At 73.9% G+C, this 16,228-nt stretch carries 11 protein-coding genes; 7 read left to right on the top strand and 4 right to left on the bottom strand.

Annotation, left to right across the window (positions count from 1 at the left end; genetic code table 11):
• The first annotated feature begins 127 nt into the window (after positions 1-127).
• Both CFP66_RS04155 and CFP66_RS04150 read left to right on the top strand, forming a co-directional pair.
• Positions 128-1,501, top strand: coding sequence for a NarK/NasA family nitrate transporter (locus CFP66_RS04155; protein WP_094920443.1), 1,374 nt, complete (start codon positions 128-130; stop codon positions 1,499-1,501).
• Positions 1,498-3,567: a molybdopterin oxidoreductase family protein gene (locus CFP66_RS04150; RefSeq protein WP_094920442.1), complete on the top strand. Its 2,070-nt coding sequence runs from the start codon at positions 1,498-1,500 to the stop codon at positions 3,565-3,567. Before CFP66_RS04155 ends, CFP66_RS04150 begins: the two co-directional genes overlap by 4 nt.
• Position 3,568: 1 nt before the next feature.
• On the opposite strand, the gene CFP66_RS04145 is transcribed toward CFP66_RS04150, so the two are convergent.
• Positions 3,569-5,584, bottom strand: a complete 2,016-nt coding sequence (locus CFP66_RS04145; protein WP_143517104.1) for a CehA/McbA family metallohydrolase — start codon at positions 5,582-5,584, stop codon at positions 3,569-3,571.
• 79 nt (positions 5,585-5,663) lie between these two features.
• Between CFP66_RS04145 and CFP66_RS04140 the strand changes: the two genes are divergently transcribed.
• On the top strand, positions 5,664-6,650 hold the full coding sequence (locus tag CFP66_RS04140) for a phosphotriesterase (protein WP_094921514.1): 987 nt from the start codon (positions 5,664-5,666) through the stop codon (positions 6,648-6,650).
• A gap of 5 nt (positions 6,651-6,655) precedes the next feature.
• On the top strand, positions 6,656-8,194 hold the full coding sequence (locus CFP66_RS04135) for a class I adenylate-forming enzyme family protein (protein WP_094920439.1): 1,539 nt from the start codon (positions 6,656-6,658) through the stop codon (positions 8,192-8,194).
• A 6-nt stretch (positions 8,195-8,200) separates the two neighbouring features.
• Here CFP66_RS04135 and CFP66_RS49005 read toward each other — a convergent pair whose 3' ends face one another.
• The 3 genes from CFP66_RS49005 to CFP66_RS04120 are packed head-to-tail and all read right to left on the bottom strand — an operon-like array spanning position 8,201 to position 11,504.
• The gene (locus CFP66_RS49005; RefSeq protein ID WP_304528756.1) at positions 8,201-8,353 is read right to left on the bottom strand and encodes a type II toxin-antitoxin system YoeB family toxin; all 153 of its coding nucleotides are present in this window, start codon (positions 8,351-8,353) and stop codon (positions 8,201-8,203) included.
• Positions 8,350-11,091 (bottom strand): M48 family metalloprotease, encoded by a 2,742-nt coding sequence (locus CFP66_RS49000; RefSeq protein ID WP_094920437.1) that lies wholly within the window; start codon positions 11,089-11,091, stop codon positions 8,350-8,352. The genes CFP66_RS49005 and CFP66_RS49000 overlap by 4 nt, the downstream gene beginning before the upstream one ends.
• Entirely contained in the window at positions 11,091-11,504 is a 414-nt protein-coding gene (locus CFP66_RS04120; protein ID WP_143517102.1) for a hypothetical protein, read from the bottom strand. The genes CFP66_RS49000 and CFP66_RS04120 overlap by 1 nt, the downstream gene beginning before the upstream one ends.
• Positions 11,505-11,821: 317 nt before the next feature.
• Here CFP66_RS04120 and CFP66_RS04115 point away from each other — a divergent pair, with 317 nt between their 5' ends.
• From CFP66_RS04115 to nirD, 3 genes are read left to right on the top strand one after another with little or no spacing between them, the layout of a single operon-like run.
• Entirely contained in the window at positions 11,822-13,312 is a 1,491-nt protein-coding gene (locus CFP66_RS04115; protein WP_198961231.1) for an FAD-dependent oxidoreductase, read from the top strand.
• Positions 13,309-15,813 (top strand): nitrite reductase large subunit NirB, encoded by a 2,505-nt coding sequence (gene nirB / locus CFP66_RS04110; protein ID WP_094920434.1) that lies wholly within the window; start codon positions 13,309-13,311, stop codon positions 15,811-15,813. Before CFP66_RS04115 ends, nirB begins: the two co-directional genes overlap by 4 nt.
• Complete coding sequence (nirD, locus tag CFP66_RS04105) at positions 15,810-16,226, top strand: nitrite reductase small subunit NirD (RefSeq protein ID WP_233159123.1); 417 nt, start codon at positions 15,810-15,812, stop codon at positions 16,224-16,226. The genes nirB and nirD overlap by 4 nt, the downstream gene beginning before the upstream one ends.
• The last annotated feature ends 2 nt before the right edge of the window (positions 16,227-16,228 follow it).

The raw sequence follows: 16,228 nt of genomic DNA, 5'->3' as shown, positions 1-16,228 counted from the left end.
GGGCCGGGCTCACCCGTCGAGGACCTCGCCCGTGAGGGCCACTTTTCGTCCCCGTCACATCGAACCGACAACCTGGTAACGGGCTCCTCCTAGCGTCGCTCCGGACCGACGAACCAGGAGGACCGGCGTGACGACGACGGCACCAGACGCACCTCCCACGCGCTCCCTGCTGCGCGGGCGCTGGATCGACCACTGGGACCCCGAGGACCAGGGCTTCTGGGAGCGGACCGGCGCGAAGATCGCGAACCGCAACCTGTGGTTCTCCATCGTCAGCGAGCACATCGGGTTCTCGATCTGGACGATGTGGTCGGTCCTCGTGCTGTTCATGGGGCCCGAGTACGGCATCGACGCGGCGGGGAAGTTCGTCCTCGTCTCGGTGCCGACGTTGGTCGGGGCGGTGCTGCGGCTGCCCTACACGTTCGCGGTGGCGCGCTTCGGCGGCCGGAACTGGACGATCGCCAGCGCCCTGATGCTGCTGGTGCCGACGGTCCTCGCCGGGTTCGTCATGCAGCCCGGCACGTCGTTCGCGACGTTCGTGCTCGTCGCGGCGGTCGGCGGCGTCGGCGGCGGCAACTTCGCGTCGTCGATGGCGAACATCAACGCGTTCTTCCCCGAGGCCCGCAAGGGCTGGGCGCTGGGGCTGAACGCGGGCGGGGGCAACATCGGCGTGCCGGTGGTCCAGCTGGTCGGCCTGCTGATCATCGCGACGGCCGGGACGGGCGCGCCGCGGATCCTGCTGGGTGTCTACATCCCGCTGATCGTGGTCGCCGCGGTGCTCGCCGCGCTGAAGATGGACAACCTGTCCTCGGTCACGGGCGACACCGGTGCCTTCCGGGAGTCGGTGCGGGAGCCGCAGACCTGGGTGATGTCGTTGCTCTACATCGGTACGTTCGGATCGTTCATCGGCTACAGCTTCGCGTTCGGGCTCGTGCTGCAGAACCAGTTCGGGCGCACGCCGCTGGAGGCCGCGGCGGTCACGTTCATCGGCCCGCTGCTCGGCTCGTTGATCCGGCCGTACGGGGGCAAGCTCGCCGACGCCCTCGGCGGGGCACGGGTGACCTTCTGGAACTTCATCGCGATGGGCCTCGCCACCGGCGTGGTGATCGCGGCTTCGGCCATCGGCTCGCTGGCGCTGTTCACCGCGGGGTTCGTGGTGCTGTTCGCGCTGACCGGGCTCGGCAACGGCTCGACGTACAAGATGATCCCGGCGATCTTCCGCGGCCAGGCGCAGGCAGCGGTCGCGGACGGGGCGGACGAGCGGGCGGCGCTGCTGCGCGCCCGCCGGATCTCGGGTGCGGTCATCGGCATCGCCGGTGCGGTCGGGGCGTTGGGCGGGCTGTTCATCAACCTCGCGTTCCGCCAGGCGTTCCTCTCCGCCGGTTCGGGGGACCCCGCGTTCTGGTCGTTCCTCGCCTTCTACGTGGTGTGCGTCGTGGTGACCTACGTCGTCTACCTGCGGCCGGCGCCCGCTGGGGCCGTGCATGCGCACGCGGGCGTATGACGGTCGCCGCAGCGCCGCCGCGCGTCGCCACCCACTGCCCCTACTGCGCGCTGCAATGCGGCCAGTGGGTCGACCGGACCGGCGCGGTGGACGGCCGTGAGTTCCCGACCAACCGCGGCGGGCTGTGCCAGAAGGGCTGGACGTCCGGGGCGCTGCTGCACCACCCCGAGCGGCTGACGACGCCGCTGGTGCGCCCCGCCCGGGCGGCGCCGCTCGGGCCGGTCGGGTGGGACGCGGCGCTCGGGCACGTCGTCGACCGGATCCGCGCGCTGCAGGCCGAGCACGGGCCGGACGCGGTGGCGGTGTTCGGCGCGGGCGGGCTGACCAACGAGAAGGCCTACCTGCTCGGCAAGTTCGCCCGCGTGGCGTTGCGGACCTCGCAGATCGACTACAACGGCCGCTTCTGCATGTCGTCGGCCGCGGCGGCGGGCAACCGGGCGTTCGGCCTCGACCGCGGGATGCCGTTCCCCGTCACCGATCTGGACGACGCCGAGGTCGTGCTGCTGGCGGGCGCGAACCTCGCCGAGACCATGCCGCCGCTGATGGGGCACCTGAGCGGGGCGCGGCTCGTCGTGGTCGACCCGCGGCGGACGCCGACGGCGGAGCGCGCGGTCGCGTCCGGCGGGCTGCACCTGCAGCCGGTGCCCGGCACGGACCTGGTCCTGGCGCTGGGCCTGCTGCACGCAGCGATGGCCGACGGGCACCTCGACGCGGAGTACCTGACCGAACGCACCACCGGTTTCGACGAGGCCTGGCGGCTCGCCGCGCAGTGGTGGCCGGAGCGGGCCGAGCGGGTGTGCGGGGTGCCGGCGGCGGACATGCGCACGGTCGTCGGCTGGCTCGCCGGCGCGACGCGGCGCTACGTGCTCACCGCACGGGGTGCCGAGCAGCACGCGCACGGCGTCGACACGGTCACGGCGTGGATCAACCTCGCCCTCGCGCTGGGGCTGCCCGGCCGGCCCGGCTCGGGCTTCGGCACCGTCACCGGCCAGGGCAACGGGCAGGGCGGGCGCGAGCACGGGCAGAAGTCCGACCAGCTGCCCGGGTACCGCTCGATCACCGACCCGGCCGCCCGCGCGCACGTCGCCGGCGTGTGGGGCGTGGACCCGGACAGCCTGCCCGGCGCCGGTCGCAGCGCCACGGAGCTGCTTGCCGCGCTCGGTCGCAGTGGCGGTCCGAAGGCCTTGCTCGTGTTCGGTTCGAACGTGCTCGTGTCCGCGCCGAACGCCGGTGCGGTCGCCGAGCGGCTGGCGGCGTTGGACCTGCTCGTCGTGGCGGACGTCCTGCCCGGCGAGACGGCGATGGCCGCCGACGTGGTGCTCCCCGTGGCCCAGTGGGCCGAGGAGGAGGGCACCATGACCAACCTCGAGGGCCGGGTGCTGCGCCGGCGCCGGGCGCTCGACCCACCGCCGGGGGTGCGCACCGACCTGGAGGTCGTCTCGGGCCTGGCGCAGCGGCTCGGGTTCGACGGGTTCCCCGCGGACGCCGAAACCGTGTTCGACGAGCTGCGTGCGGCGTCCGCGGGTGGGATCGCCGACTACGCCGGCATCTCCTACGCCCGCCTCGATGCGGGTGAGGCACTGCACTGGCCCTGCCCCGAGCCCGACCACCCGGGGACGCCCCGCCTGTTCACCGAGCGGTTCGCCCACGCCGACGGCCGTGCGCGGCTGGTGGCGGTCGACCACACGCCGTCGGCCGAGCTGCCCGACGCCGAGCACCCGCTGCGGGCGACGACGGGGCGGGTGCTGGTGCACTACCAGTCGGGCGCGCAGACCCGGCGGGTGGCGGAGCTGGCCGGTGTGGTGCCGGAGTCGTTCGTCGAGGTGCACCCGGACACCGCGGCCCGCGCCGGGCTGGTCGACGGCGAGTGGGCGCGGGTGGTGTCGCGGCGCGGTGCGGCGCAGGCGCGGGTGCGGTGCGTGCCGAGCATGCGGCTGGACACCGTGTTCCTGCCGTTCCACTTCGGTGCGGAGCAGGCCGCGAACCTGCTGACGAACCCGGCGCTGGACCCGGTGAGCCGGATGCCGGAGTTCAAGGTCTGCGCGGTCCGCCTGGAACCGGTGTAGTTCAGGCCGCCGCGACCCGCTCGTAGAACGCTCGCGCGCGGCCGATGACCGCCGTCAGGTCGCCCAGCTGCTCCGTCCGGCGATCCGGGTCGAAGCGGCCGTGCTCGGTGGCGAGCGCCTGCAGCCGGTCGAGCAGCCCGAGGCACCACCGGGCGGCGTCGGACCGCGCGACCCGTTGCCCGGCGACGTCGACGTAGACGGGGGAGGTGTGGGCGAAGACCGGCGCGCCGAGCGTGTGCGGGTCGTCGCCGCCGTACGCGGCCGCGGCGAGCCACAGCCCGCCCTCGCCGACGACGACCTCGTGCCCGAGCACGTCCCCGCCGGTGCCGGCGAGCTCGCCGTCCGGGCCGTGCAGCACCAGCCGGTCGACGCCGGAGCCGCTCCGGTGGGCCCGCACCACCAGCCGGTCACCGGGACGGCGGTGGAGCACGGCGCCGGGACCGTGGCCGTCGACGTCCAACGTGAGCCACGGCCCGTTCGTGACGACCGTGCGCCCGGCCCGGACGGCGTCCTGGAACGCCGCCACCGACAGGGGCTCGGCGCCGAGCTGCGCGTACACCCGCCCCCAGCCGGGCGGGTTGGAGGCGACGCCAGGACCGTGGGCGAAGGAGAGGAACGCGTCGGTGCCCGCGGCGGCCGACAGGCGCAGCCCGCAGGACAGCAGCCGGTGGTACATGACCACCGCGCCCCGGTCGTCGAAGCAGGACACGAGCTCGATCGCGTCCACGACCCCGAGCGCGGCGTCGGCGACCAGCTCGCGCGCCTCCACGCTGCGGTACGGGCCGTAGAGGTCGTCAGGATCGGTCAGCGGGGAGTACACGGGGTGGGCGTAGGTGGTGGTGGCCCCGAGTTCCTGCATGTGCGCGCACGCCACGCTGTTCGGCGGCCAGTCCCACGGCCGGTCCGAGCCCTCGTGGCCGGTGTGCAGCACGGGCGGCATCGCGGTGAGCCCGAGGCCGTGCACGTGCCCGAGCAGGTCGTTGCGGTACTCCAGGCCGGCCCGCGCCACCACCTGCTCGGCCCCCGAGCCGCCCGACCACAGGTCCGTTCCCGCCGTCGACTCCAGCAGCTCGCGGTCGTACACGAGCGAGCCGCCGAGGTTCCCGGCCGCGAGGTTCATCAGGTGCAGGCCCTCGCCCACCTGCATGCGGGCGGCGTCGGCCGGCGTGAGCACGAGGTCGCCGCTGTAGTTGAGGTGCACGTGCATGTCCCCGCCGTACCAGCCCTGCGCGGCCGGGTCGAAGCGCCGGACGGGCCGGTACTCCACCTCGACCGTCCCGCCCGGCGCAGGCGACACGTCGAACTCCTGGCGCTCGAACTCCAGCCCGCGGGCGGCCACGACGTGCAGCGGTGCGGCCGGGACGGCGACGTCCACCGTGCCGGCGTGGAAGAACGGCCGGTGGCGGGCGTCCCACTTGCGCGGCACCCCCTCGGCGAACCAGGCGCCGCCGGTCGTGTCGGTGACGGACCAGCGCGCGCCGTGCGGTGCGGTCAGGCGCAGCGTCGCGGCGGGCGTCGGGGTGAGCACGCCCGTCACGACCAGCGTCTCGTCCGCGTGGCGGATCGTGATGTCCGGGGTGGCGGCGTCGAGGTCGAGGGTGACGAGGCCGGTACCGCCGGCTGCCACGGGGATGTCCTGCCCGGCCACCGTGACCACCTCGTCGGAGCCGGCGGTCGAGTCGAGGACCACGTCCACCGCCACGGCGGTGCCGCGGATCGCGGGCCGGGGCGGGCCGCTGTCGGCGCTGAGCCCGCCGTCGTCCGCGACCGCCACCACGACCAGGCCCGCGGGGACCTGCGTGCCGATCGCCGCGCGGACCGCCGCCGACCAGTCGCCGGACGTGGCGAACTCGGCGAACGCCGGTCCGAGCGCGCTGAAGCGGGCCCAGCGGAAGAAGTCGGGCAGGGCGTCCTCACCCCAGCCGAACCCCTGCTCGTCACGCAGCCGGCGGTACCGCGCGAGCATCTCGATCACCGGGGGCGGAAGGCCCAGTTTCCCGTCGTCATCGCAGCACATGGCCGCGAGTGTGCTCCCTTGCCGCAAGGGTGTGATCCGGGACACGATCAACCCCCGGGGACTCGAGGAGGAGGCGCCGATGGTTGCGGTCGAGACGGTGCGCGGGCCGGTGGAGCTCGCCGACCTGGGTGTGACGCTGATGCACGAGCACGTCTTCGTGCTCACCCCGGACGTCATGCAGAACTACGGCGACGAGTGGTGGGACGAACAGGTGCGGGTCGACGACGCGATCGGCAAGCTGCGCTCGCTCGCCGCGCTCGGCGTCGACACGATCGTCGATCCCACCGTCATCGGGCTGGGCCGCTACCTGCCGCGCGTGCAGCGGATCAACGCCGAGGTGGACCTCAACATCGTCGTGGCCACCGGCTTGTACACCTTCGACGAGATCCCGCACTTCTTCCACTACCGGGGCCCGGGCACCGAGCTGGGTGGCCCGGAGCTGATGACGCAGATGTTCCTGCGCGACATCCGGGAAGGCATCGGAGACACCGGGGTGAAGGCCGCATTCCTCAAGTGCGTGGTGGAGGCGCGCGGGCTCACCGAGGACCAGACGCGCGTGCAGAAGGCGATCTGCGCGGTGCACCGCGAGACCGGGGTGCCGATCACCGTGCACACGAACGCCGCGCACCGGACGGGCCGCCTCGCCATGGAGCTCTACGCGCAGGAGGGCGTGGACCTCACGAAGGTCGTCATCGGGCACGCGGGCGACACCAACGACCTCGACCACCTCAAGTGGATCATGGACCAGGGGGCCACGATCGGCTGCGACCGCTTCGGCCTGGACATGTACAACACCACGGCCGACCGGGTCGCCACGATCGCCGTGCTCTGCGAACAGGGCTACGCCGACCGGATCGTGCTCTCGCAGGACGCCTCCTGCTACATCGACTTCTTCTCCGGCGAGGCGTGGCAGGCCACGAAGGAGCAGGCCGTGCCCAACTGGCACTTCGAGCACATCCACCGCGACGTGCTGCCCGCGCTGCGCGACAAGGGCGTCACCGACGCGCAGATCACGGCGATGCTCGTGGACAACCCGCGCCGCTACTTCACACCGCGGGAGGGATGAGCGGCATGGCGGTCGAGCCCCACCCCCGCGGCGACGCGCCCTTCGACGTGTCGGGGATCGAGCGGGACGTGTCCGGGGTGGCGCACTACGCGGCGCTGTCGGACTCGCTCGTCGCGATGGTGCGGGCGAGCGTCGAGCGGTTCCCGGACGTCGAGGCGCTCGTCGAGGTCGGCGGGCAGCGGCTGACCTACCGGCAGCTGTGGGACCGCGCGACCCGGGTCGCGGGCGGGCTCGTGGCGGCGGGCGTCGGGCGCGGGGAACGCGTGGCCATCCTGCTCCCGGCCGGGGTGGACTGGGTGCTCGGGTTCCTCGGCACGCAGCTCGCCGGCGCCGTCGCGGTGCCGGTGAACACCCGCTTCGCGCCGCCGGAGGTCGAGTACGTGCTCTCCGACTCCGGCGCTGCCGTCGTGCTGCGCCCCGGCGAACCGCTGCCGGACGGGCCACCGCACGCCGCCGACGCGCTCACCCCCGTGGACCTGGCGGCGATCTTCTACACGAGCGGGACCACGGGCTTCCCCAAGGGTGCGATGACCTCGCACGAGAACTTCCTGTCCAATGTGGAGACGGCGCTGCGGGTGACGGGCGTGGACCGCGCCGAAGGGCCGTCGCTGCGCAACCTCGTCTCGGTGCCGCTGTTCCACGTCACCGGCTGCAACAGCCAGCTCCTCGTGCAGCTCGCGATCGGCGGCACCACCGTCGTGCTGCCCGCCTTCGACGTGCGGGCGTTCCTGCGCACCGTCGTCGAGGAGCGGATCACCGTGCTCACCAGCGTGCCCGCGATCTACGCCCTCGCGATGGCGCAGCCGGACTTCGGCGAGTTCGACGTCGGCGCGGTCACCCGGATCTCCTACGGCGGCGCGCCCATCGCGCCCTCGCTGGTGCACCGGGTCACCGACCGGTTCCCGAACGCCCGCGTCGGCAACGGGTTCGGCCTCACCGAGACCTCCTCGATCGCCACCTACCTGCCCCACGAGTGGGCGGCCGCGCACGCCGACTCCGTCGGGTTCGCCGCGCCGGTCGTGGACCTGTCGCTGGACGTGCTCGACGCGACGAGCGGCGTGGGCGAGCTGCTGATCCGCGGGCCGAACGTGGTGGCCGGCTACTGGAACAAGCCCGACGCCACCCGCGCCACCTTCGTCGACGGCTGGCTGCACAGCGGTGACCTGGCCCGGATCGACGCGCACGGTCTCGTGCACATCGTCGACCGGGTCAAGGACATGATCAACCGCGGTGGCGAGAACGTGTACTGCGTGGAGGTGGAGAACGCCCTCGCCGCCGTGCCGGGCGTGGCCGAGGCCGCCGTGGTCGGCGTGCCAGACGACGTGATGGGGGAGAAGGTGGGCGCGGTGGTCGTCCCGGCGCCCGGTGCCGGCCTCGACGCGGACGCCGTGCTGGGCCACCTGCAGGGGCGGCTGGCGGACTTCAAGCTCCCGCAGTTCGTCGTCGTGCGCGGCGAACCACTGCCGCGCAACCCGGGCGGCAAGATCCTCAAGCGGCCGCTGCGGGAGGGCACGGACTGGGGCCGCCCGGTGCGTGGCCGGTGAGCGCCGTCAGCGCGTGTAGCGGTAGCGGCAGGCGGCGATCCGGATCTCGTCCTCGACGATCTCGTAGACGATCCGGTGCTCGTCTGTGACGCGACGCGACCAGTACCCCTGGAAACCGGTCCGGGTTTCCCGATCCCCGCGTTGCCGTTGCTGTTTCACCAGCCGTCCAGCCACTCGAAGACCGCGAGCGCGAGCCCGACGGCCTCGTCGGCGCGGCGGAGGGCGGCCCCGAGCGCGGCGCTGTCCCGGGCGGCGAGGGCCGCCAGGCAGTCCGCGCTCGCGGTCCGCGCGAGCGACTGCGCCCGCTCCCACCGGATCTGCTGGCCGGGATCGGGAACGGTGAAGTACGCCTTCGCGTCGTCCGCCCACCGGGCGAGGCGCACGCACCCTGCACGGACGGTGTCGGTGTCGGCGGCGAGCTCGCGCTGCACGGTGACCAGGGTCGTGCGCAGATCCTGCCCGCCGTACTGCAGCCATGCGACGACCTGGGCTTCCCGGACCCGCGGCGATTCCGGGACCGGGATCGGGGCGGTCACCGGCTGGGTCGGGTCCACCGAGACCCGGCCGGGCGTCGAGAAGATCGGCGCCGTACTCGTCAACGTGCTCAGGCCGATGGCCGGGACCGCGATCGCGACGACGGCGAGCCGTCGGACCCGCGGAGTGGTCGGCCGGGCGGACATCGGGGCCTGCACCGCGCCACCCCGGGCCCCGGGCGGGCCGCGACGGAGCAGTCCGACGGCGCTCGAGGCCACGAGCGCCAGCACCGCCGCCACGACGATCCCGGGCGTGAGGAACGGGAGGACGACCCAGCGGAGGAAGAGCCACGTCTGCGCCGCGAACGTGCTGCACGTGGTGGGCCCGACGAGCGACGCCACGCAGCCGAGGCCCGTGAGTGCGACCGCGATAGCCACGCTGCCGACGAGCACACCCACGCCCGCCACGACGGCGCCCACGAGCATGCCGGCCCGGGCACCGGCCAGCGCCGCCGACAGCGCCGCGAGTGCCAGGGGTCCCGCGAGGAGTGCGATCAGGAGCGCTCCGGCGAACCGGACACCCGAGGCCGAGAGATCGATCGGGGCGAGTACGACGGCGCCGGCGAGGACGCAGGACACGAGCGCCGCCAGCCCGCCGGCGCCGAGCACGCGGCGCAGCGGCGGCAGCCCGCTGTGGGCGGCGAGCCAGACCTCCGGAGCGGGGCTGAGCCACGCGGCGAGCGGTACGAGCCAGAGCGCCGCGGTGGACCACACCAGCAGGGGGCCGAGCGTCCCCACGGCGGTCACCGACATGATCACGATCGGGGTCAGCGACCCGAAGTCGGGGATGCCGAGCTGGACCAGGTAGGAGGCCACCTCGGGCCGGAACAGGTCCGGCCCCGCCCGCCACCAGTTCAGCCAGAACGCGAGGACGGCCGCGGTGGTGAGCAGGCCGGCGGCGGCGGGGACCCGTACCCACCTCGGGGGTACCGCCGCGAGCAGGAGGCGGGCGCATTGGGCGGTCCAGCAGGTCACGACGAACGCCAGCAGGCCCAGCAGGAGCGTCAGCCACGGCGCCGTGGCGAGCCACATGTCGCGCTGCGGCGCGATGCCGACGAAGACGCTCCCCGTCATCAGCCCGGCGCCGAGCCAGAACCCGGTGCCCGCTCCCGAGGGCGTTTCCCGTCCGACGGTCATCGCGAGTGCGGTCCGCCGCCACAGGGTGAGGCACGTGGTGCCGACGATCAGTGCTCCGGCGAGCGCCGCACCGACCCATCCGAGCGACGGACCCGTCCAGCCCGGAACCAGCTCCAGGTGGTTGTCGATCAGCGCGGCGGCGGCGCCGGTGAGGAAGGTCGGCAGCGCCGGGACCCGGAGGAGGACGAGGGGATCCCCGAGCGCGCGCGCCCGCTGGGCCCAGCTCGGGTGCGTGGCGAGGAGGGCGGATGCCGCCGAGGCGATCGGGTGCAGCGCGCGCCGCGATCGCGCCGACCGGGGCGCCTCCACGTCCCACACCCGGCGCGAGGCACCCCAGTCGACCGCGCGCCGGTCCGCGTAGAGCTCACGGGTCCGGAGGATGTCCGACCGGGACAGGTAGACGAGCAGCGCCGTGAACAGGCCCATCGCCAGCGACCGCGCGTAGGCCGGACCCGACGTCGCCAGGAAGACCTGATGGGGGTCGTCGGTCAGGAAGAACTGGCCCGTCACGATCAGGTCGGCGTAGAAGGCCAGGTACGGCACGAGCATCGTCAGCACGAAGACCCGCCAGAGCGCGATCGTCGCGTAGGTGATCCCCGCGTCGCGGTAGCGCACGTGCGCGAGTTCGTGCAGGACGATCGCGGCGAAGCGGTCGGGATGGGTGCCCCTGGTGACGAGGAGACCGCCTGGCAGCGAGACCCACGTGCGACCCGGACGGCCGAACGCGACCGCGTTGATCGACGACGATGCCCAGTCGACGACCACGTGGACCGACGGGACGCCGACCCGTGCGGCCAGGTCGTGAACGGCGGCACCCGCCTCGGATGACGGGGCGAGCGGGCGCAGGCGGCGGCGTCGGATCCGCCAGACCGGCATCACCCAGCAGAGCACCGCCGCGAGTGCGAAGACCGCTCCGATCACGACGAACGGTGCCCACCACGGCGTCCGGAACGGTTGGATGCAGGACTCCAGCGCCTCCGCATTCCTGCCGGCCAGGGCGGCGACGTTTCCCCAATAGGCCCCGGAGGGGTCGTATCCGGCTGCGAGGTTGCATCCCGCGGAGTCGTTGTTCGGATCGCCGAGCAAGCGCCGGAGCACGACGTGCTCGGACATCATCGCGACGGTGCTCGCGACGACCAGCACCATCAGCAGAACGAAGCGCAGCCCGGTTCCCGAGCCGAGTGCGTGTACGGGCGAGGGCGGCGGCGGGGGAAGGCGTGGCTGCATCAGTCGGTCGGTGGCGTCCCTGCCGAACCCTCCCTGTCGCCACTCGAGAGCACCTCGACGACGGCGTCGCGGACCCGCTCGACCTTGTCGTCCGGCACCCCGCGCTCCACGGCGAGGACCGTCACCCGGTCGCGGATCTCCGCGATCTGCTCGTCGGACAGCGGCGGGACGCCCCGTCCCTCCGTCCGGCGCTGCATCGTCGACCGGAGCCGACGGAGCACGCCGCGGCGCGCACCGTCGATCGAATCGTCGACGAGCTTCCGGACGGCCTGGTCGAGCACGATGTACAGCACGGGGGTGACGAGGATCGCGACGTCCGTCCAGCCGAACCCGAGCCGCTCGTCCCGTGGGCCCGCTTTCGACAACAGCTCGACGGCGGCCTCGTCGCCCATCTCGCCCAGCCCGTCCACCATCGGGATCTCTTCGGGTGCAGCCCGTTCGACCACGGCACGGACCAGCACACCGATCTGCCGGTCGGGAACGGAACCCCGCTCATCTCCCCGACGTGCCGCTGAATCCGCGTCCCTGTCCATCTGCGACCGCTGCCCCCCATCGGATGCGCCCGAAGCACGGCAATCATGTCAGCCGTTGGTGGTGCGCGGTACGCCACTCGGGGTAGCGGTGCGCCCCGGTGGCCTCACCGGGACGGCCCGGTGATGTGCGAGTGGCGTTACCTTCCCGTCACGGAGGGCCCCACCGTCGTAACTCCGGCTACCTACCGTCGGTCGCCGTGAGCAGACGGGTCGTGGTCGCGGGGCACGGGATGGTCGGTGCCCGGTTCGCCGAGGAGGTGCGGCGCCGGGACCCCGAGGGCCGGCGGGTGCGTCTCACCGTGCTCGGGGCCGAGCCGCGCCCGGCGTACAACCGGGTGCTGCTGTCCACCGTGCTGAGCGGCGGGCTGACGGCGCAGGCCGTGCAGCTGCACCCGCCCGGCTGGGCCGCGCGGCACCGCGTCGACCTGCGCACCGGCGTCGCGGTCACCGCGATCGACCGGGCCGCGCGGGTGGTGCGCTGCTCGGACGGCACCGCGGTGCGCTACGACGAGCTCGTCCTCGCCACCGGCAGCCGGGCGTGGCTGCCGCCGCTCGACGGCCTCGACGACGATCGGGTCGTCACCTTCCGCGACCTCGACGACTGCGAGCGCATCCTCGCCCTGGCGCGCCCCGGGGCCCGGTTCGCCGTGCTCGGCGGCGGCCTGCTCGGCTGCGAGGCCGCGCGCGGGCTGGCCGGCCGGGGGGTGCGCGCGACGGTCGTGCACCCCGCCCCGCACCTCATGGAGCGCCAGCTCGACTCCGGCGCAGGCGAGGTCCTCGCCGCGACGATGGCCCGCCTCGGAGTGGAGGTCCGGCTCGGGTTCTCCGCGGTCGCGTGGGAGCCCGACGCGGGGTTGCGCGGCGCGGACGGCGAGCTCATCGCCGCCGACGCGCTGGTCGTCTCCGCGGGGGTGCGCGCCGAGGCCGGGCTCGCCGCGGGTGCGGGGATCGTCGTGGACCGTGGCGTGCTCGTCGACGACCGGCTCGCCACCTCGGACGAGCGGGTGCACGCGATCGGCGACTGCGCCCAGCACCCCGGCACGCCCGCGGGGCTGGTGCAGCCGGGCTGGGAGCAGGCCGCCGTGCTGGCCGACCTGCTGACCGGCACCGACCCGGCCGCCCGCTACCGCGGCACCCGCGCCGTCACCCGGCTCAAGGCCCGCGACGTCGACCTCGCCACCGTCGGCGACCCCGCCGTGCTCGCCGGCGGCGACGCCGAGGTGCTGCGTTTCGCCGACCCCGCCGGTGGCCGCTACGCCACGCTCGCGCTGCACGGCGACCGCGTCGTCGGCGGCGCGATGATCGGCCTGCCCGAGGCGGCCGCGTCGATGATCCAGTACTACGACACCGGCCAGCCCGCGCCCAGCGACCGGCTCGGCCTGCTGTTCGGGCGCGCGCTCCCCGGTGCCCCGGAGACCGCCGACCCGGGCCGGCTGCCCGCGGCCGCCGTCGTGTGCCGGTGCAACTCCGTCACGAAGGGCGCGCTGGTCGCCGCCTGGCGCGACGGCCACACCGACGTCGGCGCGCTCGCCCGCGCGACGCGCGCCACCACCGGGTGCGGGGGCTGTGGCGACACCGTGCGCGGGATCTGCGCCTGGCTCGCCGAGAGCGACCCGCCGACGCTGAGCGGAGCTCGGCGGAGCGAACAGACAGCGCTGACCCCCGTCCCCGAGGAGGGAGCCGCATGAGGGAACTCGTCGTCGTCGGAAACGGGATGGTCGGGCACCGGCTCGTGCAGGCGGTGCGCGACCGCGACACCACTGGGACCTGGCGCATCACCGTGCTGGGCGAGGAGACGCGGCCCGCGTACGACCGGGTGGCGCTGTCGTCCTACGTCGACGGGAAGTCCGCCGAGGAGCTGACGCTGCCCGCGACCGCGGACCCGCTCGTGCAGCTGCACCTCGGCGACCCCGCCGTCGCGCTGGACCGCGACGCCCGTGTCGTGCGCACCGCGTCCGGGCGCGAGCTGCGCTACGACGCGCTCGTGCTCGCCACCGGGTCGGTGCCGTTCGTGCCGCCGGTGCCCGGCCGCGACCTGCCCGGCTGCTTCGTCTACCGGACGCTGGACGACCTCGACGCGATCATGGCCGCTGCCGGGCGGGCGGTCGCGGCACCCGGGCCCGGCCGGCGCTCCGCGGTGGTCGTCGGCGGCGGGCTGCTCGGGCTGGAGGCCGCGCGGGCGCTGCGGCTGCTCGGGCTGTCGCCGCAGGTCGTGGAGATCGCGCCGAGGCTCATGCCGGTGCAGATCGACGAGGGCGGCGGCGCGGTGCTGCGGCGGCTCGTGGAGTCCGAGGACCTGCAGGTGCGCTGCGGTGTCTCGGTCACCGGGATCGCCGAGGACCGCGGCCGCCTCATCGCGGCGCTGTCCGACGGCGTCGAGCTGGACGCGGACGTCGTGGTCTTCTCCGCCGGCATCCGCCCCGCCGACGGGCTGGCCCGCGCGGCCGGGTTGCCGCTCGGCGAGCGCGGCGGCGTCCTGGTCAACACCGCCTGCCGCACGCCCGATCCGCACGTCTGGGCCGTCGGCGAGGTGGCCGCCCTGGACGGCCGCACGTACGGGCTGGTGGCGCCGGGGTACGCGATGGCCGAGGTCGTCGCCGACCGGCTGCTCGGCGGCGCGGCGACGATGACGCCGGCCGAGCTGGACATGTCGACGCAGCTCAAGATGCTCGGCGTCGACGTCGCGAGCTTCGGCGACGCGATGGCCACCACGCCGGGCGCGTTGGAGGTCGTGGTGAACGACCCCGTCGCCGGCACCTACGCCAAGCTCGTGGTGAGCGACGACGCGCAGACGCTCCTGGGCGGCGTCCTCGTCGGCGACGCGTCGAAGTACGCGGTGCTGCGCCCGCTCGTCGGCTCGCCGCTGCCCGCGGACCCGGTGGCGATGATCGCCCCGGGCGGGGTCGAGGTCGGCGCGGACGCGCTGCCGGACTCCGCGCAGATCTGCTCGTGCAACGCCGTCACGAAGGGCGACCTGCGCGCGGCGATCTGCGGCGGCGCGCACGACGTCCCCGCGCTCAAGGCGTGCACGCGGGCCGGCACGAGCTGCGGGTCGTGCGTCCCGATGCTCAAGACGCTGCTCGCGCAGGAGGGCGTCGAGGTCTCGAAGGCCCTGTGCGAGCACTTCGCGGTGTCGCGCGCGGAGCTCTACGAGATCGTCGCGGGCACCGGGATCCGCACGTTCTCCGAGCTCGTCGCGCAGCACGGCACCGGCCGCGGCTGCGACATCTGCAAGCCCGCGGTGGCATCCATCCTCGCCTCGCTCGGCGCGGGGCACGTCCTGTCCCGGGAGCAGGCGGCGCTGCAGGACACCAACGACCACTTCCTGGCCAACCTGCAGCGCAACGGCACCTACTCGGTGGTGCCGCGGATCCCCGGCGGCGAGATCACCCCGGAGGGCCTGATCGTCATCGGCGAGGTGGCCCGCGACTTCGGGCTCTACACGAAGATCACCGGCGGGCAGCGGATCGACCTGTTCGGCGCACGCGTCGAGCAGCTGCCGGCGATCTGGCGCCGCCTCGTCGACGCCGGGTTCGAGTCCGGACACGCGTACGGCAAGGCGCTGCGCACGGTGAAGTCGTGCGTCGGCACGACCTGGTGCCGGTACGGCCAGCAGGACTCGGTGGGCCTGGCCGTCGCGCTGGAGCTGCGCTACCGCGGCCTGCGGGCGCCACACAAGATCAAGTCAGGGGTGTCGGGCTGCGCCCGGGAATGCGCGGAGGCCCGGTCCAAGGACTTCGGCGTGATCGCCACCGAGACCGGCTGGAACCTCTACGTCGGTGGCAACGGCGGGTTCACCCCGCGCCACGCCGAGCTGCTCGCGTCCGACGTCGACACGGACACGCTGATCGCGATGATCGACCGGTTCCTCATGCTCTACATCCGCACCGCGGACCGCCTGCAGCGCACCGCGGCCTGGGTCGAGGCCATGGACGGCGGGCTCGACCACCTGCGCGAGGTGATCGTCGAGGACTCCCTGGGCATCTGTGCCGATCTGGAGGCCGCCATGGAGCTGCACGTCGCGGGATACGCCGACGAGTGGCGCGGCGTGCTCCGCGACCCCGAGAAGCTGGAGCGGTTCGTGTCCTTCGTCAACGCGCCCGACGCCCCGGACCCGACGATCTCGTTCGTCGAGGAGCGGGGCCAGCCGGTGCCCGTCGCGCTCGGGTTGCCGGTGGTGCGGGTATGACGGCCGAGCCATCGATGACCGTCCGCCCGTTCGACGACGGCGTTCGGTCGGCGGACACGGGTGGCGGGCCGATCGGTCTGCGCTGGGAGACGGTGTGCCCGCTCGACCGGTTGCTGCCCGAGCGCGGTGCCGCGGCGCTCCTCGCGACCGGGAGCGAGGCGGTGCAGGTGGCGTTGTTCCGGATGGCCGACGGCGCCGTGCACGCGATCGGCAACGTCGACCCGTTCTCCGGAGCCGCCGTGTTGTCCCGCGGCATCGTCGGTGACCGCGACGGCGTGCCGACGGTCGCGTCGCCGGTCTACAAGCAGGTGTTCAACCTGGTCACAGGCGAATGCCTGGACGATCCCTCGACCCGGGTGCCGGTGTTCCCGGTGCGGGTCGCCGACGGCAGGTTGCAGGTCGGACTACCGTGACG

This window comes from Pseudonocardia sp. MH-G8, from assembly GCF_002262885.1.
Classification (GTDB): domain Bacteria; phylum Actinomycetota; class Actinomycetes; order Mycobacteriales; family Pseudonocardiaceae; genus Pseudonocardia.
Note: the sequence above shows the minus strand (reverse complement) of the source record. Positions and strands in the feature narration are given on the sequence as shown.

What these genes read in the sequence shown, in the direction of transcription:
- CFP66_RS04150 (WP_094920442.1), top strand. Translation starts at nt 1,498, where the DNA reads ATGACGGTCGCCGCAGCGCCGCCGCGCGTCGCCACCCACTGCCCCTAC.
- CFP66_RS04145 (WP_143517104.1), bottom strand. Translation starts at nt 5,584, where the DNA reads ATGTGCTGCGATGACGACGGGAAACTGGGCCTTCCGCCCCCGGTGATC.
- CFP66_RS04140 (WP_094921514.1), top strand. Translation starts at nt 5,664, where the DNA reads ATGGTTGCGGTCGAGACGGTGCGCGGGCCGGTGGAGCTCGCCGACCTG.
- CFP66_RS04135 (WP_094920439.1), top strand. Translation starts at nt 6,656, where the DNA reads ATGGCGGTCGAGCCCCACCCCCGCGGCGACGCGCCCTTCGACGTGTCG.
- CFP66_RS49000 (WP_094920437.1), bottom strand. Translation starts at nt 11,091, where the DNA reads ATGCAGCCACGCCTTCCCCCGCCGCCGCCCTCGCCCGTACACGCACTC.
- CFP66_RS04120 (WP_143517102.1), bottom strand. Translation starts at nt 11,504, where the DNA reads ATGGTGGACGGGCTGGGCGAGATGGGCGACGAGGCCGCCGTCGAGCTG.
- nirB (WP_094920434.1), top strand. Translation starts at nt 13,309, where the DNA reads ATGAGGGAACTCGTCGTCGTCGGAAACGGGATGGTCGGGCACCGGCTC.
- nirD (WP_233159123.1), top strand. Translation starts at nt 15,810, where the DNA reads ATGACGGCCGAGCCATCGATGACCGTCCGCCCGTTCGACGACGGCGTT.